Source organism: Parageobacillus thermantarcticus (genome assembly GCF_900111865.1).
Taxonomy (GTDB): domain Bacteria; phylum Bacillota; class Bacilli; order Bacillales; family Anoxybacillaceae; genus Parageobacillus; species Parageobacillus thermantarcticus.
This window is the reverse complement of the sequence record NZ_FOJS01000010.1, coordinates 1-24,060: the sequence shown is the minus strand read 5'-3', so window position 1 is coordinate 24,060 and position 24,060 is coordinate 1. Positions and strand designations below refer to the sequence as shown.

The window sequence follows — 24,060 nt, the reverse complement described above, 5'->3', positions numbered from 1 at the left end:
TATCATTCTAACAGATAAAGCAATGTTATTCAATTTTTTACAAAAGCAAAAAAATTATTGATAAATATGAACGAACGGTTTATCCGCTTTCGCTTGGCGGACAATAATGCTTTCCGGCCCTCCCGTGGAAGAAATATAGACATTTACATTAATATAATCCGGAAACTTTTCCATCACCAAACCGGTGACATATTGCGTAAATCCAACCACTTCCGCTTTTCCATAAAAAGGCAATGAAATGTTGATCGTTAACTGTTGCAGTTGGTCATCGCGGTATAAAGCTTTGCCAACAACTCCTGTGTAGTTTGGGAAAAACTCCTCAATATCCGACTTAAAATTGTTAAACTTTAACCAGTCGTCCCGATGGTTTTTTTGTGCTTCGTCTGACGGAAATAAATAGTACTCTTCATTAACGGATTGCCATTCGTCAATCGTATTGCTTCCTTCATCGACATGCGTAATAGCGAAAAAGTTGCCCGGAATCACTGAAGATTTTGGCGCTTGTTTGAATAGCGCGATCGTAATTGGAACATCTTTCAGCTTCTTCATATCGCGGATACGAGAAAGCACTTCAGCGGCAATTCGCTTTCCTTCCCTTTCGATTACTTTATCTGAAATTTTCACTTCGCGCGGGTAGCCTTGTTCCGTTTCATAATAATGAACCGAATTCAGCGCCAACCCTAGCACTACCCCGCCTAATTTCACTTTGTTGTCACTTGTTTTCACTAGATAATCATGCTCTAAAATGCTCGCTAAATAAATCGGGCTTTTTTTATTTTTTTCTTCATTCGTTCCGTTGTCGCTAATAGGCGGATTTAAGCCGACGTTTTCGGACGGTTTCATCTTTTCTTTTTTTAGTTGGCTAGGAGTCCGTTTTCTTTCAAGCCAACGTTTCACCGTTTTTTTATCTAAATATTGCCCTTCTTGGAATAAATATTCTTCCGGAGAAAAGCGGTCTTGCGCTAACCGCATCAGTCCAGTTTCAAATTCGTCCACATCTAGGCGCGTATTTAAGTCTTCCACTACTTCGCCGCGAGCGCCCGATACTTTAAACGGCAGCACAATGCGGTAATAAGAATCGGAAATATTGTATTTCGGGATCACCGCTTTTTGCTCTTTATTATCTTTCTCCTGTACTACTTCTTCCCCGCCAAAATTCGGCGCGCAGGAAGAAAGGAAAAGGAGAAGTGCAGCGAATAGGATCATTTTTCTTTTCATTGTTCCAACACCTACTTACTTTGTTCAATTTCTTGAAGAAATCTCGCTTCGTCCCAAATCTCGATGTTGAGTTGTTGCGCTTTTGCGAGTTTCGAGCCTGCATCTGCCCCAGCGATGACTAAATCCGTATTTTTGCTCACGCTGCCGGTCACTTTTCCGCCAAGCTGTTCAATTTTTTCTTTTGCCTCATTGCGCGATAATGATTCGAGTTTTCCCGTTAATACAACGGTTTTCCCGGCAAAATATGAATGGACATCGCCTAGTTTCGGCGTCTTTGGCCCCTTGTATTCCATGTTAACGCCGTAAGCGCGCAGTTCGTTTAAAAGCTCTTTTACTTCCGGTTTGGCAAAATACGTGACAATCGAATCGGCCATTTTTTCGCCGACCTCGTGAATCTCCATTAGCTCTTCTTTTGTCGCTGCTTGCAGGCGATCCATCGTTTCGAAATGTTCCGCCAATACTTTGGCTGCTTTTGCGCCGACATGGCGGATGCCAAGGCCGAAGAGAAGGCGCTCTAACGAGTTTTGCTTCGATGCTTCAATGGCATTCAACAAATTGGTCGCCGATTTTTCTCCCATTCGTTCTAAACCGATAAGCTGCTCCTTCGTCAAGCGATAAATGTCGGCAACATCATGGATGAGCCCTTCGCGGAACAGCTGGGAAATAACCTTTTCGCCAAGCCCCTCGATGTTCATCGCTTGGCGCGATACGAAGTGGATCAATCCTTCGCGGATTTGCGCCGGACATTTTGGATTAATGCAGCGAAGCGCCACTTCGCCTTCTAGCCGGACTAATTCGCTGCCGCATTCCGGGCAATGCGTCGGCATGACAAACGGCACTTCTTCTCCCGTCCGCCGGTCCGGCACGACATTTACGACTTCCGGAATAATGTCTCCCGCCTTTTTGATGATGACCGAGTCGCCAATGCGGATATCTTTCTCACGAATAAAATCCTCGTTATGAAGGGTGGCGCGTTGTACCGTTGTCCCCGCCACACGCACCGGCTCCAAAATCGCTGTCGGCGTCACGACTCCTGTGCGCCCGACGTTTAATTCGATGTCAATCAGCTTCGTTACCACTTCTTCGGCTGGGAATTTATAGGCGATGGCCCAACGTGGGCTTTTCGCGGTCGCGCCTAGTCGTTCTTGTTGCGTAAACGAGTCGACTTTTATGACAATCCCGTCAATTTCATAAGGAAGATGTGGGCGTTTCTCGTGCCATTCTTTCACAAATTGCATCACTTCGTCGATATTAGCGCAGCGGCGGCGCTCCGGATTTACTTTAAATCCAAGCCGCTGCAAATAATCGAGCGCCGCGCTATGGGAAGTGATCCCTAATTCTTCCGCGTTCGCAAGACCATAAACAAATAAATCAAGATGGCGCGATGCCGCGATTTTCGGATCAAGCTGGCGCAAAGAGCCCGCGGCAGCGTTGCGCGGATTGGCAAACAGCTCTTCCCCGCGCTCGCGTCGCTGTTCGTTCAACCGTTCAAACGACGCTTTCGGCATGTACGCTTCGCCGCGCGCTTCTAGCGTCACCGGTTCATTCAGGCGAAGCGGCAAAGAGCGGATCGTTTTTAAGTTTTCGGTAATGTCCTCCCCGGTCACCCCGTCGCCGCGCGTCGCCCCTTGAACGAAATAGCCGTCTTCGTAGCGGACAGAAACAGCAAGCCCGTCGATTTTTAGCTCGCAAACATAAGCGACATCATCGCCGACTTCTTGGCGCACGCGGCGGTCAAAATCGCGCAAATCCCCTTCGTTAAACGCGTTTGCGAGACTTAGCATCGGCGTGCGATGCTCCACTTTTCGAAACGCGTCTAACGCCTCGCCGCCAACGCGTTGCGACGGCGAATCTTTCGTTTTTAAATCCGGATATTGTTCTTCTAGCGCGATAAGTTCCTGCATAAGCCGGTCGTATTCCGCATCCGGCACAGACGGACGGTCAAGCACATAATATTCATAATTGTATTTATTCAAAAGCTCGCGAAGCTCTTCGATTCGCTTTATCGCAGCTTGTCGGTCCATATTCGTTTCTCCTTTCTTCACACCTTTGTAATTGGAGCGAATTTCGCAAGCAGCCGTTTAATTCCGATCGGGCTTGGAAACGCGATATCCAGCTCTTTGTCATCCCCTTCTCCGCGAACGCTAACGACGGTGCCGATTCCCCATTTTTTATGTTCGACTTTATCGCCGACTTTCCAAACAATCGCTTCTCCGCCAGTAGAAGAAGCAACCGTGATTTTACGGACCGTCGTTTGTTTTCCTGCCGCGGCTGATGCCCATGCCGTTCGTTTGCTCACTCGTTCCACCAGCTCTTCCGGAATTTCGCGGATAAAACGGGATACCGCGTTCATATTCGTATATCCGAACAACGTCCGCATTTGCGCGCTTGTTAAAAACAGTTCTTCTTCCGCGCGGGTAATCCCGACGTAAGCGAGGCGGCGCTCTTCTTCCATCTCGTCTTCATCGTCCAGTGAGCGGCTATGCGGAAAAATTCCTTCTTCCATCCCGATTAAAAAGACGACTGGAAATTCCAATCCTTTGGCCGAATGGAGCGTCATTAGCACGACCGCGTCCCCGTCTTCGCCGTTCGCGTCATTTAGCTGGTCAATGTCGGAAATTAATGCCAAGTCGGTTAAAAACGCAATTAATGACTTATCTTCGCTTACGTTTTCAAAATGCTTCGTCACCGATAAAAACTCATCGATGTTTTCCAAACGGCTTTGCGCCTCCAGCGTGTTTTCCGCTTTCAACATCTCGCGGTAGCCAGACTTGTCCAACACTTCTTCCACTAATTCCGTTACGGAAACGTATTCTTGCAGCTGTCCCCATTGTTCCAGCAGGCGGCGGAATTCGAGCAAAGAAGCGGCAATTCGCGCAGAAAGCCCGATATGTTCGAGTTCGCCGAGCGCTTCGAACACCGATAATTCGTTTTCGGAAGCATAGCTTACGATTTTATCGAGCGAAGAAGCGCCGATGCCACGTTTCGGCACGTTAATGATGCGCAGCAAACTAATGTCATCATTCGGGTTTGCGATTACCCGCAAATATGCCAAAATATCTTTAATTTCTTTGCGGTCATAGAACTTCAGTCCACCGACGATTTGGTAAGGAATGTTCGACTTGAGCAGCACTTCTTCCATCACCCGCGATTGGGCGTTCGTGCGGTATAAAATCGCAAAATCGGAATATCGGCGTTTTCCGCTTTCCACATATTCTTTGATTTTGCCGGCGACAAATTGCGCTTCATCTGCTTCGTTCATCGCTTCATAATATACGATTTTTTGTCCTTCTGGGTTTTCCGTCCATAGTTTTTTCGGCTTGCGGTTGACGTTGTTTTCAATGACTTCGTTTGCCGCTTGCAAAATCCGCTTCGTTGAGCGATAGTTTTGCTCAAGCAGGATCACTTTCGCGTTCGGGTAATCTTTTTCAAACGATAAAATGTTTTGGATATCCGCCCCGCGCCAGCGATAAATCGACTGATCGGCATCGCCGACAACGCATATGTTTTGAAAACGCGACGCCAGCATCTTTACAAGCATATATTGCGCCCGGTTTGTATCTTGATACTCGTCAATATGAATGTATTGAAATTTATATTGATAATGTTCGAGCACTTCCGGCACACGCTCAAACAATTGAATCGTCGTCATAATTAAGTCGTCAAAATCAAGCGCATGGTTGCGCAAAAGCCGCTTTTGATATTCTTCATATACGTCGCTGACGATTTTTTCGTAGTAGTTTCCGGCTTTTTTCGCGAACTTTTCAGGGGAGAGCAATTCGTTTTTCGCGCTGCTGATCGTACCGAGTATCGAGCGAGGGTCAAACTTTTTCGGATCGATGTTTTTTTCTTTTAAAATGTTTTTTAAAACAGAAAGTTGGTCGGTCGTGTCTAAAATGGAAAAATTGCGGTCAATGCCGATGCGATCAATATCGCGGCGCAAAATGCGAACACACATGGAGTGAAACGTGGAAATCCAAATTTCCTCGGCCGCTCCGCCAAGAAGCGCTTGCACGCGTTCCTTCATTTCACGCGCCGCCTTATTGGTAAACGTAATCGCTAAAATGTTCCACGGCGCAACATGCTTTTCCGCCAGCAAATAGGCGATTCGGTGCGTTAACACGCGCGTTTTTCCGCTTCCCGCCCCCGCCATGATGAGAAGCGGTCCTTCCGTCGTTTTAACGGCCGCTTGCTGCTGTTCATTTAAGTTAGCGAGTAATTTTTCCGACAAAAAATTCACATTGATCACCACCATAAAACATATGTTCTATTTTACACCACTTTTTTGGCGCCGACAAATTATCGTTTCGCTGCTTTTACAGTAGCGAGCGCCTTGTGGATATCTTCGTAAATGACATTGCCCACGACGATTGTATCAGCGCATTGCGCCATTTCTGCCGCTTGCGCTTCCGTTGCGATTCCACCGCCGTAAAACAGCTGCGTCTGTTTTAACGCTTGCTTTACGCGCTGGACGAGCCGAGGATTTCCGTATGAACCGCTATATTCTAAATAAAAAATTGGCAGCCGGTACATATGCTCCGCTATGAGCGCGTACGCAACGACATCATCCTCTTCTAGCTCCGTATTCGCATCCGTAAGCATTGCCGCTTTGCAATCTTTATGTAAAATGCAATACCCTTCCATGCAAATCTCATCCCAATTCATCATGTCGCCAAATTGCTTTATCGCTCCATGATGCAAGTCGATGATCCATTTTTTATCGCGGCTGTTTAATACCGTAGGGATAAAATAAAAATCAAATCCCGGCGTGACTGACTCAAGATTCGATATTTCAAGGACGCACGGAACTTGGAAGCGGCGGATCCGCGCCAAAAGTTCGAGGACGTTCTCCAATGTGACGCCGTCCGTTCCGCCGACGATGACCGCGTCCGTCCCTGATTCACAAATGAGTTCCAAGTGCTCGTCGCTGATTTCTTTGTTCGGGTCTAACTTAAACACATGGCGCCATTGGCGAATATCGTACATATCGAAAAACCTCCATGAATTTATCCATTTTTTCATTATAACAAATCGCCAAAAAGAAAAGGAGTTCCTTTTCTTTGAAAGGAATCTCCTTTTTCCGTTATGCGTTACGCGCCTCTTTCGCATGTTGCTTTTCTTCTTCTTTAATGCGATCCAGCGCCATCGCATAAGCGTCGTTTCCATAGTTTAAACAGCGTTTCACGCGTGAAATCGTCGCGGTGCTCGCTCCCGTTTCCGTCTCGATTTTATGATACGTATATCCTTCGCGGAGCATGCGCGCTACTTCTAGGCGCTGCGCCAGCGATTGAATTTCATTGACCGTGCATAAATCGTCAAAAAAGCGATAACACTCTTCTAAATCGCGCAGGGAAAGAATCGCTTTAAACAGCTGATCTACTTGCCTGCCGCGCAATTTATCGATTTGCATGTGTTCCTTTCCTCCTTCACCATTGTACTATGTTTAAATCCGGAACGACATTGATCCACGTTTTCCCCGGCATCAAGCCGGCCGGTGCCCCATTTTCATATGGCAAAATGCGTCCGTCTACATTTTTCCATTCGACTTGCTTTACGATTCCATTTTGAAACAAATATCCGCTTCCGGAAGAAGATAGATCAATGCTGCGGCGCCCAGCCGAATCGATAACAAGATGCTTCGCAGCAATGACCAACACGTTTTGAATTTTAACAGGTTCACGCGTGTCATAATCCACTGTTTGTTCCCCTGCGCTATAGCGGAAATAGCTTTTTTGATCCGCTACATATTTGTACCGCACTTGAGCATAGCTGCGGTGCGAATAAATAATGTCTATTTGGTCCGCTCGTTCTCCTTTCGGGGCATCAGCACGGAACGGAAGCGGAGCCACGTTGTCTTGAAGCGAATAGCCTTCCATGGCCGCCCCTTTTTCGATATTCGCAAACGTAATATACGAATTATGCGGCGCTTTTCGAAAAGACACGCGCTTAAACAACGTGCCATCGTAAAACAAACCGTTTAAGTAATCGGACATTCCTGTTTCCAACATCGCTTTTGCCTCTGGACTCCAGCCGTGGCAAACGTAAAGCGCATGATAACCATTGCTTAACTCGATGTAATAGTCGCGCGCGCTGCGCACGGGACCTACTTTTTCTGGAAATTCGCTTTGATATAGCGCTAAAAAGCGCGTAATATCTCCTTCCGCGAGCACCTCATAAACGATATCTGCTTTTTGCAATCCGGACTGTGGCCGCGCTTTTGGATGATTGTTCACCATTACCGCAATAACGCGACGATTCACCGCTCCTTCCGCCGGCAGCCCCGTCAGTGGAAAAACTTGCCTCTGCTTTGGGGCTTCCTGTTGTTTTGGCGTTTCCACTGAGATCGATTTCGGCTCGGGTGCTTGTTGCTTATTTTCATGCATGCAACCGGCGATGAAAAGACATACTGCGCTCATTGCAATAAGACACCGTTTCAATGATCACACAACCTTTTTTCTTTTCTATTTTAACGCATTATCGATGGAAAGAGTACTGTTTTGTTCATCACATCATAAATTCCGCGTTGTGTAATACGTACATATGGTAAATGAGTCGATTGCAAAAATAATAAAGAATAAATTGGATCGATAAAATGATATCCCCTTTGTTTCAATAGTTCCACAAGTCTTTTTTCTTGACGAATAAGTTCTTCTACGCTTTCTTCCGACATCATGCCGTTAAGCGGTAGAGGAATTTCGTGAACGATTTTCCCGTTTTCTGTCAACACGATCCCCCCGCCGATTTCGCACATTCGCTCGAACGCAAGAAGCATGTCCCGCTTGCTTTTGCCAATTAAAACAATATCCCCCGTCGTCGAATAGGAGCTAACGAGCCCGCGGACACCAGTGGAAAATCCTTTTAATATCGTATTGACACGCCATTTTCCATGGCGATCCAGCAACACTAAAAAGCTTTCATCATGATCAACAGGCAATTCGTCGCGAGAAGTATCAATCGAGATAGAGTACGGCTTCATAATCACCGAGTTTTCCATATACATTCCCATCGGCATTGAAAATTGCAAATCATCCATCGATAAACTCCACGATAGACGAAGCGGTCCGATTCCATAGTCGCTCCACGAAATCGATGGCCACGCGATCGATTGATCTCCCTCTCGTCTTACCCATTGTCCTTTCGCAATCACTCGCACAGGAGTTGGGTCTTCTTTCGCGCGTAAAAAGTTAATGTTCGCCACTCTTCCTGTCGCAATGCTGCCGTGCAGGTGCTCTATTCCGTAATGGCGGGCGACGTTCACCGTAGCCATATTGTAAGCGTCAATAATCGGGACGCCGTGCTCTAACGCAATGCGAATCAAGCGGTCAATGATACCATTTTCATAAAACGATGGCGGCGAACCGTCTGTTGTGAAAAGGAACCGATCATACTGGTGAATGCCAAATTCCTTTATTTCTCGAAGAAGCGCCGGCAAATCCGGGCGAATGGACGAATGGCGCAATGACACAGTATATCCATGCAAAAGGCGCATATATACTTCTTTTCCTGTCATCGCTTCATGATCGCAATCTGCGCCAAGAAGCATCATTTTTGCAAGCGTTTTCTCAGAAGCCCCGGGAAAATGGCCTTCAATTTTTCGTTTCATCCGCTTTGCTTCTTGAATCCAATGAAGGATCAGATCGTCCCCAGCAAGAAGCTTCGGCCAACTCGTTAGCTCCCCGCCCTGCAGCACCGTTTCTTGTTCGAGCCACCGCTTTACCCGAGCGTTCGATAATTGTTCTTCTTCCCTCTCCAGCTCTGTCTGCCCATCAAACCGGCACCACCAGTACATCGACGATGGAAGCGCATTCATTTTCTTTAAAAAAGAAAACGCTTTATCATCCGACAAATGCAAAACAAAAATTAAATTGTCATTGATCAATGTCGTTGTCCCACATTTGGCCGCATAGTGTGCGAGCGAATGGGGATTATATAACTGAAACGGATGCGCATGTGGTTCAATATAACCAGGCACTAACACATAGCCGCTGCAATCAATGATTTCGCATTGCTCATCGACTTGATCAGGGAACCGTTCTCCAACGTACACGATCCGGTCATGATATATCCAAATGTTTCCTTGCAACCATTCGCGCAAATACGAATGCAAATATGTCGCATTTGTTAACACTTTTGTCGGCGATTTTTTTCCATCGATAACCGCCGCATGTTCTCGCAGTTCGTAGCTTTTCCAGCGATAACGTTGTTCGCTCATATACACCCCGTCCTCTTTTTCACAATGTGACACATAATCATTTTACCGCATTAAAGTCATTTTCACAATGAAAAAGGAGGGAAAAAATGGTGATGGCTAATATTAACATCATCAATGCGCTTATTCGCATTACTTTTGGCCTTACAGCGCTTGCATGGGCGACGGCAAACATGGCAAGAAAGCCTTGGTGCACTTCTTATCTTATTGTAGCGGTGCTTGCCGCCATGAAAGTGGGAGAAGGGATTACACGCTTTTGTCCAATGACCGCTTTATTTGCCAATTACCGCCGCGAGCAAGCGATGCGCATAAAAGACGAGACGACGATCAATCCTACTTAAAAAAAAATGGACTGGCGCTTGGTGCGCCAGCCTTTTCGAAGGAGTACCAAAATCATGCTACTCGAATATGCAACAGATATGTCATTTGTACTTGCATCTTTGATTGGCGGCATTATTGCACTTATATTTGTGTACGTGCGGAAAAAGCGCGCTCGATAGCTTTATTGCCAATATCGCGGCGATAAAATAGCTGGTCGCATGCAATATGGGAAATTTGCTCATATGCGATTTGTTGCGCCTGCTTTAGCGTCTCGCCTTTCGCGGCAACAAGCAGGACGCGCCCCCCATTTGTACACAACGTTCCATCTTTCATCATCGTTCCGGCATGAAACAAAAGCGTGTTTTCACCTAATCGATCCCATCCGCTAATGACCGCTCCGCGTTCGTATGTTCCCGGGTAGCCTTTCGCCGCCAACACCACACCGATGACAGCCTCATTGGACCATGTCAGTTTTACATCGCGCCCCTCTAGCAAATCAACGATCACTTGCACAAGATCGCTTTCTAATCGCGGCAGGACAACCTGCGCTTCTGGGTCGCCAAAGCGCGCGTTAAACTCAATTACTTTCGGTCCTTGTTTCGTCGCCATTAGCCCAGCGTACAGCACGCCGGTAAACGGCCTGCCTTCCGCCGCCAGCGCTCTCGCCATCGGCTCGATAATTTGCGAAAGCGCCGCATCGATCGTTTTGGCTGAAATTTGCGGCACTGGAGAGTATGCTCCCATTCCGCCCGTGTTTGGCCCTTGATCATTGTCGTATGCCCGCTTATGATCTTGCGCGATCACCATCGGACAAACGCGCTCTCCATGGACAAACGCCATAAATGAAAATTCTTCACCTTCCAAATATTCTTCAATCACTACCCGTTCGCTCGCTTCGCCGAATCGCTTTTCGACCATCATCGCACGCAGCGCCTCCATTGCTTCCGGCAGCGTCGCAGCAACGGTAACCCCTTTTCCCGCCGCCAATCCGTCGGCTTTAATGACAATCGGCGCTCCTTTTTTCTCGACATACGCTTTTGCTTCTTCATATGAAGTGAAAGTGGCGTGCTCCGCCGTTGGAATGCCGTACTTTTTCATCATTTCTTTGGCAAACGCCTTGCTTCCTTCGATCAATGCCGCTTCTTTTCGTGGACCGAAAATGCGCAATCCTTCCTCAGTAAAACGGTCGACAATGCCGGCAAGCAACGGCGCTTCCGGTCCGACGATAGTCAGATCGATTTTCTCTTGCTTCGCAAACTGAACGAGCGCTTCGATGTCCTGTTCATCGATCGAAACGAGTTCGGCGACTTGCGCGATTCCCGGATTGCCCGGGGCGGCATATAGCTTAGTAACGAGCGGGCTTTGCGCGACTTTCCACGCAATCGCATGCTCCCTGCCGCCGCGGCCGATAATAAGCACTTTCATGGCGTTCCCTCCAGCTTAATGTTTAAAATGGCGAATCCCTGTAAAGACCATGGCGATTCCGTATTCATCCGCTTTTTTAATCGAATCAGCGTCGCGAATCGAGCCGCCTGGCTGGATAATTGCCGTGATGCCTGCTTTCGCTGCCGCCTCCACCGTATCGTCCATCGGGAAAAACGCATCAGAGGCAAGCACGGCTCCTTTTGCTTTTTCTCCCGCTTGTTCGATCGCGATTTTCGCCGCGCCGACGCGATTCATTTGGCCGGCGCCGACACCGATCGTCATTCCATCTTTCGCAAGCACGATCGCGTTCGATTTCACATGTTTTACGACTTTCCACGCAAACCGCAGCGCTTCCCATTCTTGCTCTGTCGGCTCTCGTTTTGTCACGACTTTTAACTCCGCATCATCAAGTGTACGCGTATCCGCTTCTTGAACGAGCAACCCGCCTTGCACGGAAACAAGCAGCTTCTCTTTCGTGTTTGGCGCCGCAAAATCAACGGTAAGAAGGCGAATGTTTTTCTTTTGCGTTAAAATATCGAGCGCTTCTTTGCAAAACGATGGAGCGATGACGATTTCCAAAAAGATTTCATGCATTTTTTCGGCTGTTTCTTTGTCGACTTCGCGGTTTAAAGCGATAATGCCGCCAAAAATCGACGTCGGATCCGCTTCGTACGCTTTCGTGAACGCTTCGTAAATCGTCGCGCCAGTGCCGACGCCGCACGGATTCATATGCTTCACCGCCACCGCAGCCGGTTCGGCAAATTCTTTGACGATTTGCAGCGCCGCATTCGCGTCGTTGATGTTGTTATACGACAACTCTTTGCCGTGTAGCTGCGTCGCTTTGGCGATCGAGAACGAAGATCCGAGCGGTTTTTTATAGAATGCTGCGGTTTGATGCGGATTCTCCCCATAACGCAGCGCTTGCTTTTTCTCGAAAGTGATTGTCAATGATTCCGGATACTCTTCGCCGGTTTTATTCGTCAAATATTCGGCGATCATCGCATCATACGCTGCCGTATGGCGAAATACTTTCGCCGCCAACTTTAATTTCGTTTCCGCCGAGACGTCTCCATGCTCTTTTAATTCTTGCACTACCGTGTCATAATCGACCGGGTCAACGACGACGGTTACATATTGATGGTTTTTCGCCGCAGCCCTTAGCATCGTCGGACCGCCGATATCAATATTTTCGATCGCTTCGGCGAACGTCACATCGCTTTTGGCGATCGTTTGCTGAAATGGATACAAATTGACGACGACAAGATCGATTGGAGTAATATGATGTTCGCGAAGCTCGTTTTGATGCCGTTCATTGTCGCGAATCGCGAGAAGCCCTCCGTGGATGATCGGATGCAACGTTTTGACACGTCCATCTAAAATTTCCGGAAATCCGGTAACATCGGAAATGCCTATGACAGGAACTCCCGCTTCTGCTAACACTTTTTTCGTTCCACCTGTTGAAATAATTTCCACACCAAGTTCTACTAACTGCTTCGCTAATGATACGATTCCTTCTTTGTTCGATACGCTTAATAACGCTCGTTTTACTGCCATTGTTCTCGATCCTTTCTATTGATGTTCGAGTAATGTTTTTAATACAGCAGGATATAGCTCATGTTCCACTTCATGAATGCGCGCCTCTAGCTGCGCTAGCGACTCGCCTTCATAAATCGGAACCGCGCGTTGGGCAATGATCGGCCCCGTATCCATTCCTTCATCAACATAGTGGATCGTCACGCCGGTTATTTTTACTCCTGCGCGGTACGCTTGGCCAATCGCATCTTTCCCCGGAAACGCTGGCAGCAGCGAAGGATGGATATTGACGATTTTCCCTTCGTACGCATGAAGCAGTGTCGGGCCAATGAGCCGCATATAACCGGCAAGGGCGATAAATTCAATCTCGCGCTTTCGCAGTTCGGCCAAAATCGCTTGTTCAAATTCGGCTTTGGAGGCGTAGTTTTTCGGGGAAAAAACGAACGCAGGGATATGTTCCCGCTCCGCCCGTTCGATCACTTTCGCCCCGGGCTTGTCGCATACTAATAACGCTACACGTGCTGGCACGATTCCGCTTTTCGTCGCGTCGACAATCGCTTGAAAATTCGTCCCGCTGCCCGAAGCAAAAATGGCGATATTTTTCATGACATCGCCCCTCCGGAAAACGAAACGCCTTCTCCACGTTTCACGCGGCCGATGAAATACGCTTTTTCGCCAAGTTCTTCTAAGCTTGCGATCACCGGGCGAACCATTTCGCTATCTACCGCCAGCACCATGCCAATGCCCATATTAAAAACAGAAAACATCTCGCGGCGAAGAAGGTTCCCTTTTTCTTGCAGCAAGTCAAAAATCGGCGGAACCGGCCACGAACCGTAATCAATTTCCGCACCTAACCCTTCCGGAAGCATGCGCGGAATGTTTTCGATAAAACCGCCGCCGGTAATATGCGCCATTCCTTTGATTTCGAATTGTTTCATCACGTGAAGAAGCGGCTTTACGTAAATGCGCGTCGGCTTTAACAGCTCTTCCCCCAATGGAACGCTAAGCGGCTCATAGACGCGGTCAAGGGCAAGTTTTGCTTGCTCGAATACGATGCGGCGAACGAGCGAATAGCCGTTGCTATGAAGGCCGTTGGACGCAAGCCCGATCAACGCATCTCCCTCGCGAATGGCGCCGCCGGTGACAAGCTTCGACTTTTCCGCAATACCGACCGCAAAGCCCGCGACATCATATTCGTTTTCGTCATACATTCCCGGCATCTCCGCCGTTTCTCCCCCAATAAGTGCACAACCAGCCTCGACGCAGCCGTCTGCGATTCCTTTGACAATTTCTGCGATTTTTTCCGGCACCGCTTTGCCGCATGCGATATAGTCAAGGAAAAAGAGCGGCTCCGCTCCTTGCACGACGATATCGTTGACACACATCGCCACGCAATCTATTCCAATTGTATCATGGCAGTCCATCATAAACGCGATTTTTAGCTTCGTTCCCACTCCGTCCGTTCCGGAAACGAGCACCGGCTCGCGATAGCCGAGCGAAGATAAATCGAACATGCCGCCAAATCCGCCCAATCCGCCGAGCACTTCAGGACGCGCTGTTTTTCGCACATGCTCTTTCATCAAGGAGACCGCCCTATATCCTGCTTCAATATCGACACCCGCTTGTTTATATGCTTCTGCCACGTCGAGTCCTCCTTTTACTTTGTTGACATTAACGACGACCGTGCTTTGCCAATATTTGTCGGATAATTTCCGGTGAAACATGCCATGCATTGTCCGCGCAATGGCAGATGAGGAGAGCGTCCGATCGCTTCCAATAATCCTTCTTGACTTAAAAACGCCAAAGAATCTGCTCCGATAATCTGGCGGATTTCCTCTACCGTATGCTTAGACGCAATCAATTCTTCTCTCGTCGATGTATCAATTCCGTAAAAACAAGGGTGCGTAATCGGCGGAGAGCTGATGCGGACGTGCACTTCCGTCGCCCCCGCCTCGCGGAGCATCGCAACAATTCGTTTGCTTGTCGTGCCGCGCACGATCGAATCATCGACCATGACGACGCGTTTCCCCGCGACAACGCCGCGGACCGGGGACAGTTTCATTTTTACTCCTTGTTCGCGAAGCGACTGGGACGGCTGAATAAACGTACGTCCGACATACCGGTTTTTAATGAGACCAAGCTCATATGGAATTCCCGTTGCCTCCGCATAGCCAATCGCGACGGAAATGCTGGAATCGGGCACGCCGGTGACGATGTCCGCTTCCACGGGAGCCTCCAGCGCCAAGCGTTTCCCTAAATTTTTTCGCGCCGTATGAATGTTGATGCCGTCGACATTGCTGTCAGGGCGGGCAAAATAAATATATTCCATGCTGCAAATTGAGCGGGCTTGCGCCGGTGCAAATCGTTCAGAATGCATTCCTTCCGCGCTAATGATGATAAGTTCTCCCGGTTCCACTTCCCTCTCGTACGCCGCGCCGACAACATCAAACGCGCACGTTTCGGAGGCGACGACATAAGCGCTGCCAAGCCGCCCGATGGAAAGCGGGCGGAATCCATGCGGATCGAGCGCAACGTACAGCTCCGTTTCTGTCAATAACAGGAAAGCGAACGCTCCTTCGACATACGTAAGCGCCTCTTTAATTTGCTCTTTCAACGTCGGTGCATGGCTGCGGCGAATAAGATGGGCGAATACTTCCGTATCGGATGTCGTCTGAAAAATGCTTCCTTGTTCCTCCAGCTGCATCTTTAAGTCCAGCGCATTGACAAGATTTCCGTTATGCGCAAGCGCAATGCTCCCCGTTTGTGAGCGAAACAGAAGCGGCTGGACGTTTTCGTAGCCGCCCCCTCCCGCCGTCGAATAACGAACATGGCCAATGGCGGCCGCTCCTTTCAACGACTGAAGCTCGCCGTTGCTGAACACTTCGGTGACAAGCCCCAATCCTTTATGCCCTTGCAGCATTCCCTGATGGGCGACGACAATTCCCGCGCCCTCTTGGCCGCGATGCTGAAGGCTGTGCAAGCCGTAATACGTGATTTGCGCTGCTTCCTCATGCCCCCAAATCCCAAAAATTCCACACTCTTCGTTCAATCCTTTGATTTCAGCAAGCATGGGATAGCTCCTTTCCAGACATTTCTCATTTGCGCGACGGAAAGCCGGATGACGGCTTCTCCGCCCGCCCGCTCGACAAGAAGCGTGCCGTCGTTTGTTACTTCGCCGATGAGTTTTGCGTCCGCCACCAATTGCTCAAATGTTTCGCGATCCTCTTTTCTTACGGAAACGATAAAGCGGGATTGCGTTTCACTAAACAATTGCGCCGTCATATCCCCGTCCACCGTTACTTTCGCACCGAGACCGTCCGCGCTCATAACGCATTCCGCCAGCGCGACCGCGAAGCCGCCCTCGGCGATATCGTGTGCCGATGCGACGACACCTGCTTGAATCGCCGCCAGCAATTCGCGCTGCCGCTTCGCTTCTATTTCCAGATTAATCGCCGGCGCTTTTCCGAAAATGCGGCCTTCCAATAATTTTTGCAGTTCGCTTCCGCCAAACTCCTGCTTCGCCTCTCCAATGACATAAATAAGATCGCCCGCTTGTTGAAACGCTTGTGTCGTAATATGTTGAATATCCTCCACGAGTCCAACCATGCCGACGACAGGTGTCGGATAAATGGCTTCTCCGTTTGTTTCGTTATATAAAGAAACATTTCCGCTGATCACCGGTGTTCCTAACGCACGGCAAGCTTCGCTCATTCCGTCCACCGCTTTTTCGAGCTGCCAAAAAATCTCCGGTTTTTCTGGATTGCCAAAATTTAAGCAGTCTGTAATCGCCAACGGTTTCGCACCTGAACAGATGACGTTCCGCGCCGCTTCCGCCACGGCAATTTTGCCACCTGTCTCCGGATCTAAATAAATGTAGCGCGAGTTGCAATCGGTCGTCATCGCCAGCGCTTTGTTCGTGCCGCGGATGCGCACGACCGCAGCGTCCGACCCCGGCGCGACAACGGTATTTGTCCGCACCATGTAATCGTATTGTTGATACACCCATTCTTTGCTCGCAATCGTCGGCTGGGCTAATAACGCAAGCAGCGTTTCTTCGTAATTGGCGACGTCCGGAATATATGGTTCCATCGCTTGAAACTCGCGGTAATACGCCGGCTCTTTCGATGGTTTAAAGTATACTGGCGCATCTTTGGCTAAGGCATCAACCGGGATTTCGGCGACGACTTCCCCGCGGAAATAAAGGCGGAGCATTTTGTCATCGGTCACTTTGCCGATCGCTTTCGCTTCAAGCCCGTATTTCGCAAACAAATCATAAATTTCTTGCTCGCGTCCTTGTTTGACGACAAGCAACATCCGTTCCTGCGACTCCGAGAGCATCATCTCATACGGCGTCATGCCTGTTTCACGCTGTGGAACAAGATCTAAGTTCATCTCAATGCCAAAACCGCCTTTGCTCGCCATTTCCGCCGAGGAGCTCGTCAAGCCAGCCGCCCCCATGTCTTGCATGCCGACAAGCGCATCGGATTTTACTACTTCCAAGCACGCTTCAAGCAACAATTTTTCCATAAACGGGTCGCCGACTTGAACGGCAGGCCGTTTTTCTTCCGATTGTTCTGTCAACTCCTCTGAAGCGAATGTCGCGCCGTGAATGCCGTCTCTTCCCGTTTTCGCCCCAACGTACATCACCGTATTGCCTACACCGGATGCGATGCCGCGCTGGATATCTTCATGGCGGATAATGCCGACGCACATCGCATTGACAAGCGGATTCCCTTCATATGCAGGATCAAACTGCACTTCGCCGCCGACGGTTGGAATGCCGACGCAATTGCCATATCCGGCGATCCCTGCAACGACATGCTCAAATAAATATTTGACGCGCGGAGAAGTTAATTCCCCAAACCGCAGCGAGTTTAATAAAGCGATCGGGCGCGCGCCCATCGAAAACACATCGCGGATGATTCCGCCGACGCCGGTCGCAGCGCCTTGATACGGCTCAATCGCGGACGGATGGTTATGGCTTTCGATTTTAAACGCTACCGCCAAACCATCACCGATATCAATGATGCCCGCTCCTTCCCCCGGACCTTGAAGCACATGTTTCCCTTCAGTCGGAAACTTTTTTAATACCGGTTTAGAATTTTTGTAGCTGCAATGCTCCGACCACATGACTGAAAAAATTCCCGTTTCCGTATAGTTTGGCAGACGGCCAAGAATTTTTTCGATCATTGCGAATTCTTCGTCCGTTAATCCCATTTCCCGATACAATTTTTCTTCTTTAATCGTTGTTGGGCTTGGCTCAAGCAGTAACGACATGTGTTTCCCTCCAATATTTCACGATCGATTGAAACAATCTTAATCCGTCCGCGCTGCCAAGAAGCGGATCAACGGCGCGCTCCGGATGCGGCATCATACCAAGCACATTTCCTTTTTCATTCATAATTCCAGCGATATCTTCCAAACTTCCATTTGGATTTTCTCCATGATAGCGAAAGACGATTTGCCGATTTTCGATCAGCCGCTTTAATGTTTGTTCATCACAGTAATAGTTGCCTTCGCCGTGGGCGATTGGAATCGTAATCACTTCCCCTTGTTTGTAAGCGGACGTAAACATTGTTTCATTATTTTCGACTCTCAGCGAAACCGGACGGCAAATAAATTTCAAACTGTTATTGCGGCGCATCGCTCCCGGAAGCAGCCCTGCTTCGAGCAAAATTTGAAACCCGTTGCATACGCCTAATATCGGTTTTCCTTCCTCCGCCGCTTTTTGAACCGCCTTCATCACGTTGGAAAAGCGGGCGATCGCTCCAGAGCGTAGGTAATCGCCGTACGAAAACCCTCCCGGCAGCAAAATCGCGTCAAAACGGTCAAGGTTTTCCGCGTCATGCCATACGTATTCGGCCTCTTCACCCAATTCATCAGCAATCGCATGATACATATCGACATCACAGTTGGAACCCGGAAACACAATGACGGCAAATTTCATTGTACGACTACCTCCTCAATTTCGTAGCGGTAGTCTTCAATCACCGTATTGGCTAGCAGCTTTTCGCACATTTCGCGGACAAGTTCGTTGATATCACGCTCGCTTTTTTCGACGATAAGTTCCATAAACTTTCCGATTCGCACATCTTGCACTTCGCTGTAAGACAAGCTATGAAGCGCCCCTTTCACCGCCGTTCCTTGCGGGTCTAGCACACTTTCTCGTAACGTAACGTACACTTTTACTTTATACATTTCGTTTCTCCCCCTAATCGTCGCAAAATCGTTTCATAGGCGTCCGTCAAATTCCCTAGATCGCGGCGGAATACGTCTTTATCAAGCTTTTCGTCCGTTTCCATATCCCACAGCCGGCAAGTATCCGGGGAAATTTCATCGGCAAGTAAAATTGCGCCTTCCGAATCGATGCCAAATTCTAATTTAAAATCAATTAATTTCACGCGCCGTTCTGCGAAATGCTTCGTCAATACGTCATCGGCTTTTAAAGCTAGTTCCTTCAAAACAGCAATTTGTTCTGAGGTAGCCAGCTTTAAAATCGCGATGTGGTCTTCCAATAAGAGAGGGTCACCGAGGTCATCGTTTTTGTAATAAAACTCAACGAGCGGCTTTTCCAAGCGGGTTCCTTCCGGGATGCCAAGCCGTTTTGCCAAACTCCCGGCGACAACATTGCGGACAACTACTTCTAGAGGAATAATCGTTACTTTTTTGACAAGCTGCTCCGTATCGGATAATTTTTGGATAAAATGATTTGGGATTCCTGCTTCGTGAAGCTTTGAAAATAATAAACTGGTAATCTCATTATTAAGGCGCCCTTTCCCGGCAATCGTCGCTTTTTTCTCGCCGTTAAACGCTGTCGCGCTGTCTTTATATTCGATCCATAATATGTTCGCATCATCCGTCGTATATACTTTTTTCGCTTTTCCTTCATATAGCAAAGCCAGCTTTTTGACCATCAAAAAGGCCTCCTAATCCAGAATATTGGCAATTTTTCTATTACGCATCGGCAAAGGATTTTGCCGATGCACCATTATGACAATCCAAGCCGTTTGAAAATCGTGTCGACATGTTTTAAGTGATAGCGGTAATCAAAACAATCGTCGATTTGTTCTTTCGTTAAGCGGCTTGTAATTCGTTCATCCGCTTCGATGAGCGAACGAAACGGCACTTGTTTTTCCCACGCTTCCATCGCCTTTGGCTGCACTAAATCGTATGCTTCTTCCCGCGTCATGCCCGCATCGATTAACGAGAGCAATACGCGCTGCGAATAAATAAGTCCTAATGTGCGGTCCATGTTTTTCTTCATGTTTTCTGGGTAGACTTTCAAGTTTTTCACGATGTTCGTAAAGCGGTTTAACATATAGTTCAACGCGATCGTCGCGTCTGGCAAAATGATGCGCTCAGCAGAAGAATGGGAAATATCGCGCTCATGCCAAAGCGGAACATTTTCGTACGCCGTCAGCATATAACCGCGGACGACGCGTGCCATTCCCGTCATATTTTCCGAACCGATCGGATTGCGCTTGTGCGGCATCGCCGATGATCCTTTTTGCCCTTTCGCAAAAAACTCTTCCACTTCCCGCACTTCGCTCTTTTGCAACCCGCGAATTTCGACGGCAAATTTTTCGATCGATGTCGCGATGAGCGCCAGTGTCGCCATATAATACGCGTGGCGGTCGCGCTGCAGCGTTTGCGTCGAAATCGGCGCCGGTTTTAACCCGAGTTTTTCGCACACGTATTGTTCGACAAACGGATCGATATTCGCATATGTCCCGACCGCGCCGGAAATTTTCCCGACGCGCACCGTTTCCGCCGCTTGTTTAAACCGTTCTAAATTGCGCTGCATTTCCGCGTACCAAAGTGCCATCTTAAGGCCGAATGTTGTCGGTTCCGCATGAACGCCGTGCGTGCGCCCCATCATGACCGTATATTTATGCTCCAACGCTTTTTCTTTTAATACTTGAATGAAATTTTCTAAATCTCTTAATAAAATTTCGTTCGCTTGTTTTAATAAATAAGACAGGGCGGTATCCACCACATCGGTGGACGTTAAACCGTAATGCACCCATTTTCGTTCTTCGCCTAACGTTTCCGAAACCGCGCGCGTAAAAGCGACGACATCATGGCGCGTTTCTTCTTCAATTTCTTTAATGCGCGCAATATCAAACGAAGCGTTTTGACGGATGCGTTCGACGTCTTCTTTTGGAATGACGCCAAGCTCCGCCCACGCCTCGCAAGCTAAAATTTCCACTTCTAGCCACGCTTTAAAGCGGTTCTCTTCTGTCCAAATCGCTCCCATTTCCGGTCTTGTGTAACGTTCAATCATACGTATTCTTTCCTCCGATCATTCCAAATTTGCCATGAATCGATCGTTTTCAGCGCTGCGTCGACATGTTCCGCAAGCACCGTTACATGCCCCATTTTTCGTTTCGGTTTTGCCTCTTTTTTTCCGTAAAGATGAAGGTGGGCATCACGAAGTCTTGCAATATTTTGAATGATTGGCTCGACATGCTCGCCTAAAATGTTTACCATCACGGCCGGTTTTAGCAGCTCCGTGCTTCCTAACGGCCAGTTGCAGACGGCGCGGACATGCTGCTCAAATTGAGACGTCGCACAAGCATTGATGGTATAATGACCTGAGTTGTGCGGTCTAGGGGCAAGTTCATTAATATAAATATCCCCTTCTTTTGTTAAAAACATTTCCACGGCTAACGTTCCGACGAGTCCAAAATAATCGGCGAGCGTTTCCGCATAACGGACCGCTTTTGTTGCTATATGCTCGGGAATTCGCGCTGGAACAATCGTTTCGTGTAAAATATTGTCGATATGAATATTTTCCGCAACAGGAAATACGGCCATCGCGCCATATCCGTTTCGTGTCACGATGACAGAAATCTCTTTTTCGAACGAAATCCAACGCTCTAATACGCAAGGTCCGATTTTTAATAAGGAAAGTGCCTGCGCGCTATCTTCTTTGCTGCGGATGACAAATTGCCCTTTGCCGTCATAACCGCCGCGGCACGTTTTTAATACACATGGTAAGCCAACAGTTTCGATTCCGGAAAACAAATCCTCTTTTGATTGAACTTCGACGTACGGTGCAACAGGAAGCCCGGCGTCCGTAATCGCCTTTTTCTCCGACGCGCGGTCCTGCGTAATGGCAAGCAGCTTGCTTCCTTGCGGCACGTATGCGTGTTCCACAAGCCAATTTAAAGCATCTGCATCAATATTTTCAAATTCATACGTGATTACATCACTCACCGCAGCGAGTTTGCGAATCGCTGCAAAATCGTTATATTCCGCAGTGATCTCGATATCCGCCACTTGACCGCATGGAGAATCTGGAGTTGGATCGAGCACAGCGACGCGAAATCCCATTTCTTTCGCAGCGATCGCCATCATCCGCCCAAGCTGCCCGCCACCAATAATGCCAATCGTCTGACTAGGGACAATTTGTTTATGCAAGATGATCACTACTTTCCATTACGCTTTTTCTCATCGTTTCTCTTCGTTTTTTCAGCGCTTCCATATACTGCGGGTAATGAATCCCTAACATCGCCGCTGCTAAAAGTCCCGCGTTTGTAGCTCCCGCTTTGCCGATGGCGACCGTCGCCACTGGCACACCGCCTGGCATTTGCACAATCGACAAAAGCGAATCTAATCCGTTTAACGCTTTTGACTGCACTGGCACTCCAATGACGGGAAGCGTCGTTTTAGCGGCAACCATTCCTGGTAAATGCGCCGCTCCCCCAGCACCGGCAATAATGACTTTAATGCCTCTTTTTTCCGCCGTTTCCGCGTATTCAAACATGTAATCTGGCGTACGATGGGCAGAAACTACTTTTTTTTCAAACGGAATTTGCAATTCTTCCAATATATCGCAAGCATGTTTCATCGTCTCCCAATCCGATTGACTTCCCATAATCACTCCAACGAGCGGCTGCATGCGGTATTCACCTCTTTGTTTCTCTTCATATAAAAACCAGAACGAATGTTCCCTGTATTTATAAGGGAAAGCATCGTTCTGGCCGTACCTCGCTACGATATGACGAAAAAAGCCAATACGATCCTTTCCCTCATAGTCCAATAATTTACGGTTATTGGGTAGAGACTTTTGGGCCATATTCCCAAAATTATATGAGGGTAATCCGCTTTATGAAGTTATTATTATCTTACCAACCTTTTTCAGAAGATGTCAATATAAAATCGAACATTTATTTTTTTATATCAAAAAATGTTCGTGTTTTCCGTTCATTCTCACCAAACATTCTAGAAAACATATGATGAAATAACGGAGGAGGGGGTTGTCGTGAAATCAAATCCATTTGACCCGTTTTTCGACTGGGCAAAACATTTGGAGCAGTTTTTTCAAGGAGATTTTTGGAGTAGTTTTCAACCGTTCCTGCCGGCAGTAAAAAAGCAATCTGGCATCAATATATACAAAAAAGACAACGAGTTATTAGTCGTTGTCAGTTTGCCAGGATTAGAAAAAATGGAAGACGTCGAGCTTTATGCGTACTATAAAACGTTAGAAATTAAAGCGAATATTAATTTACAGTTTAAAGGGTTCGAATTAATAGAAGAAGGAATTTTTCAGGGAACATGGGAAAAAACGATCCCGATTCCTTTTGCGATAAAGGAAGACCGGATTGAAGCGACATATCATAACGGCCTATTGTTTATTCATCTTCATCGTCTAATCCCTGATGGAACAAAAAAGAAAATCGAAATAAAAAAAGGAGAATAGTCTTTTACACGCCACCTTACCTTCTGAAAAAGCGCTGTTTGACAGCATAAGGCAAATTCATTGGAAATAAAATAAGGAATTTATTACACCTCTTTCTTTCCAAAAAGTCGCCTCCTTCAAACATAAAAAAAGGAGGGTGTCCAAAACGTTTGTGGACACCCTCATTCCACAGCTTCCGTTTCCTAATACTAAATCAAAAAGGGGGTCTAGGAAACGATGATAACAATTCTAGTTTTTGGGGGAGAGGATTTAAATGGCGTCATTAAAAAACTCAATGACCTTACAAGCTGGGCAAAAAAATTAGAGAACTTGCCAGCTCTCTAATTTTTGCCTGCCTAGCGACGACCTACTCTCGCAGGGGCGCTGGCCCCAACTACCATCGGCGCTGGAGAGCTTAACTTCCGTGTTCGGAATGGGAACGGGTGTTTCCTCTCCGCTATTGTCACTAGGCAAGCATCTCAATTGGACATATTTTATTATATTCCAATAATGATTTTTGTCAAGGGGAATTTCATTCCCTCAAAACTAGATAACCGTCCGTTCGGAAGAAACCGTTTCGCTAGGCGATTTCCGTTTTTCCGCTTGGTTAAGTCCTCGATCGATTAGTATCCGTCAGCTCCACGTGTCGCCACGCTTCCACCTCGGACCT

22 protein-coding genes, 1 rRNA gene and 1 riboswitch are annotated in these 24,060 nt (G+C 47.8%); of the genes, 3 read left to right on the top strand and 20 right to left on the bottom strand.

Going from position 1 to position 24,060, the window contains the following annotated elements:
• Nucleotides 1–54: 54 nt before the first annotated feature.
• From BM278_RS07380 to BM278_RS07350, 7 genes are all read right to left on the bottom strand, one after another.
• Complete coding sequence (locus BM278_RS07380) at nt 55–1,218, bottom strand: CamS family sex pheromone protein (protein ID WP_090948717.1); 1,164 nt, start codon at nt 1,216–1,218, stop codon at nt 55–57.
• 11 nt (nt 1,219–1,229) lie between these two features.
• Nucleotides 1,230–3,242 (bottom strand): NAD-dependent DNA ligase LigA, encoded by a 2,013-nt coding sequence (gene ligA, locus BM278_RS07375; protein WP_090948716.1) that lies wholly within the window; start codon nt 3,240–3,242, stop codon nt 1,230–1,232.
• Nucleotides 3,243–3,259: 17 nt separating this feature from the next.
• Nucleotides 3,260–5,458: a DNA helicase PcrA gene (gene pcrA / locus BM278_RS07370; protein ID WP_090948715.1), complete on the bottom strand. Its 2,199-nt coding sequence runs from the start codon at nt 5,456–5,458 to the stop codon at nt 3,260–3,262.
• A gap of 59 nt (nt 5,459–5,517) precedes the next feature.
• Entirely contained in the window at nt 5,518–6,204 is a 687-nt protein-coding gene (gene pcrB / locus BM278_RS07365) for a heptaprenylglyceryl phosphate synthase (protein ID WP_090948714.1), read from the bottom strand.
• A 97-nt stretch (nt 6,205–6,301) separates the two neighbouring features.
• Nucleotides 6,302–6,628, bottom strand: a complete 327-nt coding sequence (locus BM278_RS07360; protein ID WP_090948713.1) for a YerC/YecD family TrpR-related protein — start codon at nt 6,626–6,628, stop codon at nt 6,302–6,304.
• A 16-nt stretch (nt 6,629–6,644) separates the two neighbouring features.
• A complete protein-coding gene (locus tag BM278_RS07355) occupies nt 6,645–7,655 on the bottom strand; it encodes a DUF3048 domain-containing protein (protein WP_090948712.1) in 1,011 nt (336 codons plus the stop codon).
• A gap of 29 nt (nt 7,656–7,684) precedes the next feature.
• Nucleotides 7,685–9,430, bottom strand: a complete 1,746-nt coding sequence (locus BM278_RS07350; protein WP_090948711.1) for an adenine deaminase C-terminal domain-containing protein — start codon at nt 9,428–9,430, stop codon at nt 7,685–7,687.
• A 92-nt stretch (nt 9,431–9,522) separates the two neighbouring features.
• Between BM278_RS07350 and BM278_RS07345 the strand changes: the two genes are divergently transcribed.
• Both BM278_RS07345 and BM278_RS19580 read left to right on the top strand, forming a co-directional pair.
• A complete protein-coding gene (locus tag BM278_RS07345; RefSeq protein WP_167359596.1) occupies nt 9,523–9,768 on the top strand; it encodes a YgaP family membrane protein in 246 nt (81 codons plus the stop codon).
• A gap of 6 nt (nt 9,769–9,774) precedes the next feature.
• Complete coding sequence (locus BM278_RS19580; protein ID WP_341871183.1) at nt 9,775–9,927, top strand: EYxxD motif small membrane protein; 153 nt, start codon at nt 9,775–9,777, stop codon at nt 9,925–9,927.
• Here the strand turns inward: BM278_RS19580 and purD are convergent.
• The 12 genes from purD to purE form a co-directional block, all read right to left on the bottom strand.
• A complete protein-coding gene (gene purD, locus BM278_RS07340; RefSeq protein WP_090948709.1) occupies nt 9,890–11,173 on the bottom strand; it encodes a phosphoribosylamine--glycine ligase in 1,284 nt (427 codons plus the stop codon). The genes BM278_RS19580 and purD overlap by 38 nt on opposite strands.
• 15 nt (nt 11,174–11,188) lie before the next feature.
• A complete protein-coding gene (gene purH / locus BM278_RS07335; RefSeq protein ID WP_090948708.1) occupies nt 11,189–12,727 on the bottom strand; it encodes a bifunctional phosphoribosylaminoimidazolecarboxamide formyltransferase/IMP cyclohydrolase in 1,539 nt (512 codons plus the stop codon).
• Nucleotides 12,728–12,742: 15 nt separating this feature from the next.
• Nucleotides 12,743–13,312 (bottom strand): phosphoribosylglycinamide formyltransferase, encoded by a 570-nt coding sequence (gene purN / locus BM278_RS07330; protein WP_090948707.1) that lies wholly within the window; start codon nt 13,310–13,312, stop codon nt 12,743–12,745.
• Complete coding sequence (gene purM, locus BM278_RS07325; protein ID WP_090948706.1) at nt 13,309–14,349, bottom strand: phosphoribosylformylglycinamidine cyclo-ligase; 1,041 nt, start codon at nt 14,347–14,349, stop codon at nt 13,309–13,311. The genes purN and purM overlap by 4 nt, the downstream gene beginning before the upstream one ends.
• A gap of 14 nt (nt 14,350–14,363) precedes the next feature.
• On the bottom strand, nt 14,364–15,776 hold the full coding sequence (gene purF, locus BM278_RS07320; protein WP_090948705.1) for an amidophosphoribosyltransferase: 1,413 nt from the start codon (nt 15,774–15,776) through the stop codon (nt 14,364–14,366).
• Nucleotides 15,752–17,983, bottom strand: coding sequence for a phosphoribosylformylglycinamidine synthase subunit PurL (purL, locus tag BM278_RS07315; RefSeq protein ID WP_090948704.1), 2,232 nt, complete (start codon nt 17,981–17,983; stop codon nt 15,752–15,754). The genes purF and purL overlap by 25 nt, the downstream gene beginning before the upstream one ends.
• The gene (gene purQ, locus BM278_RS07310; RefSeq protein ID WP_090948703.1) at nt 17,967–18,653 is read right to left on the bottom strand and encodes a phosphoribosylformylglycinamidine synthase subunit PurQ; all 687 of its coding nucleotides are present in this window, start codon (nt 18,651–18,653) and stop codon (nt 17,967–17,969) included. The genes purL and purQ overlap by 17 nt, the downstream gene beginning before the upstream one ends.
• Nucleotides 18,650–18,904 (bottom strand): phosphoribosylformylglycinamidine synthase subunit PurS, encoded by a 255-nt coding sequence (purS, locus tag BM278_RS07305; protein ID WP_090948702.1) that lies wholly within the window; start codon nt 18,902–18,904, stop codon nt 18,650–18,652. The genes purQ and purS overlap by 4 nt, the downstream gene beginning before the upstream one ends.
• The gene (gene purC, locus BM278_RS07300) at nt 18,892–19,620 is read right to left on the bottom strand and encodes a phosphoribosylaminoimidazolesuccinocarboxamide synthase (protein ID WP_090948701.1); all 729 of its coding nucleotides are present in this window, start codon (nt 19,618–19,620) and stop codon (nt 18,892–18,894) included. Before purC ends, purS begins: the two co-directional genes overlap by 13 nt.
• 74 nt (nt 19,621–19,694) lie before the next feature.
• On the bottom strand, nt 19,695–20,990 hold the full coding sequence (purB, locus tag BM278_RS07295; protein WP_090948700.1) for an adenylosuccinate lyase: 1,296 nt from the start codon (nt 20,988–20,990) through the stop codon (nt 19,695–19,697).
• Nucleotides 20,987–22,138, bottom strand: coding sequence for a 5-(carboxyamino)imidazole ribonucleotide synthase (gene purK, locus BM278_RS07290; protein ID WP_090948699.1), 1,152 nt, complete (start codon nt 22,136–22,138; stop codon nt 20,987–20,989). Before purK ends, purB begins: the two co-directional genes overlap by 4 nt.
• Nucleotides 22,122–22,610, bottom strand: coding sequence for a 5-(carboxyamino)imidazole ribonucleotide mutase (purE, locus tag BM278_RS07285; RefSeq protein ID WP_090948698.1), 489 nt, complete (start codon nt 22,608–22,610; stop codon nt 22,122–22,124). Before purE ends, purK begins: the two co-directional genes overlap by 17 nt.
• 113 nt (nt 22,611–22,723) lie before the next feature.
• Nucleotides 22,724–22,825: riboswitch (purine riboswitch) on the bottom strand.
• Between the two features lie 148 nt (nt 22,826–22,973).
• Between purE and BM278_RS07280 the strand changes: the two genes are divergently transcribed.
• Nucleotides 22,974–23,411 (top strand): Hsp20/alpha crystallin family protein, encoded by a 438-nt coding sequence (locus tag BM278_RS07280; RefSeq protein ID WP_090948697.1) that lies wholly within the window; start codon nt 22,974–22,976, stop codon nt 23,409–23,411.
• Between the two features lie 333 nt (nt 23,412–23,744).
• Here BM278_RS07280 and rrf read toward each other — a convergent pair.
• Nucleotides 23,745–23,861: ribosomal RNA gene (rrf, locus tag BM278_RS07275) — 5S ribosomal RNA — on the bottom strand.
• Nucleotides 23,862–24,060: the final 199 nt, after the last annotated feature.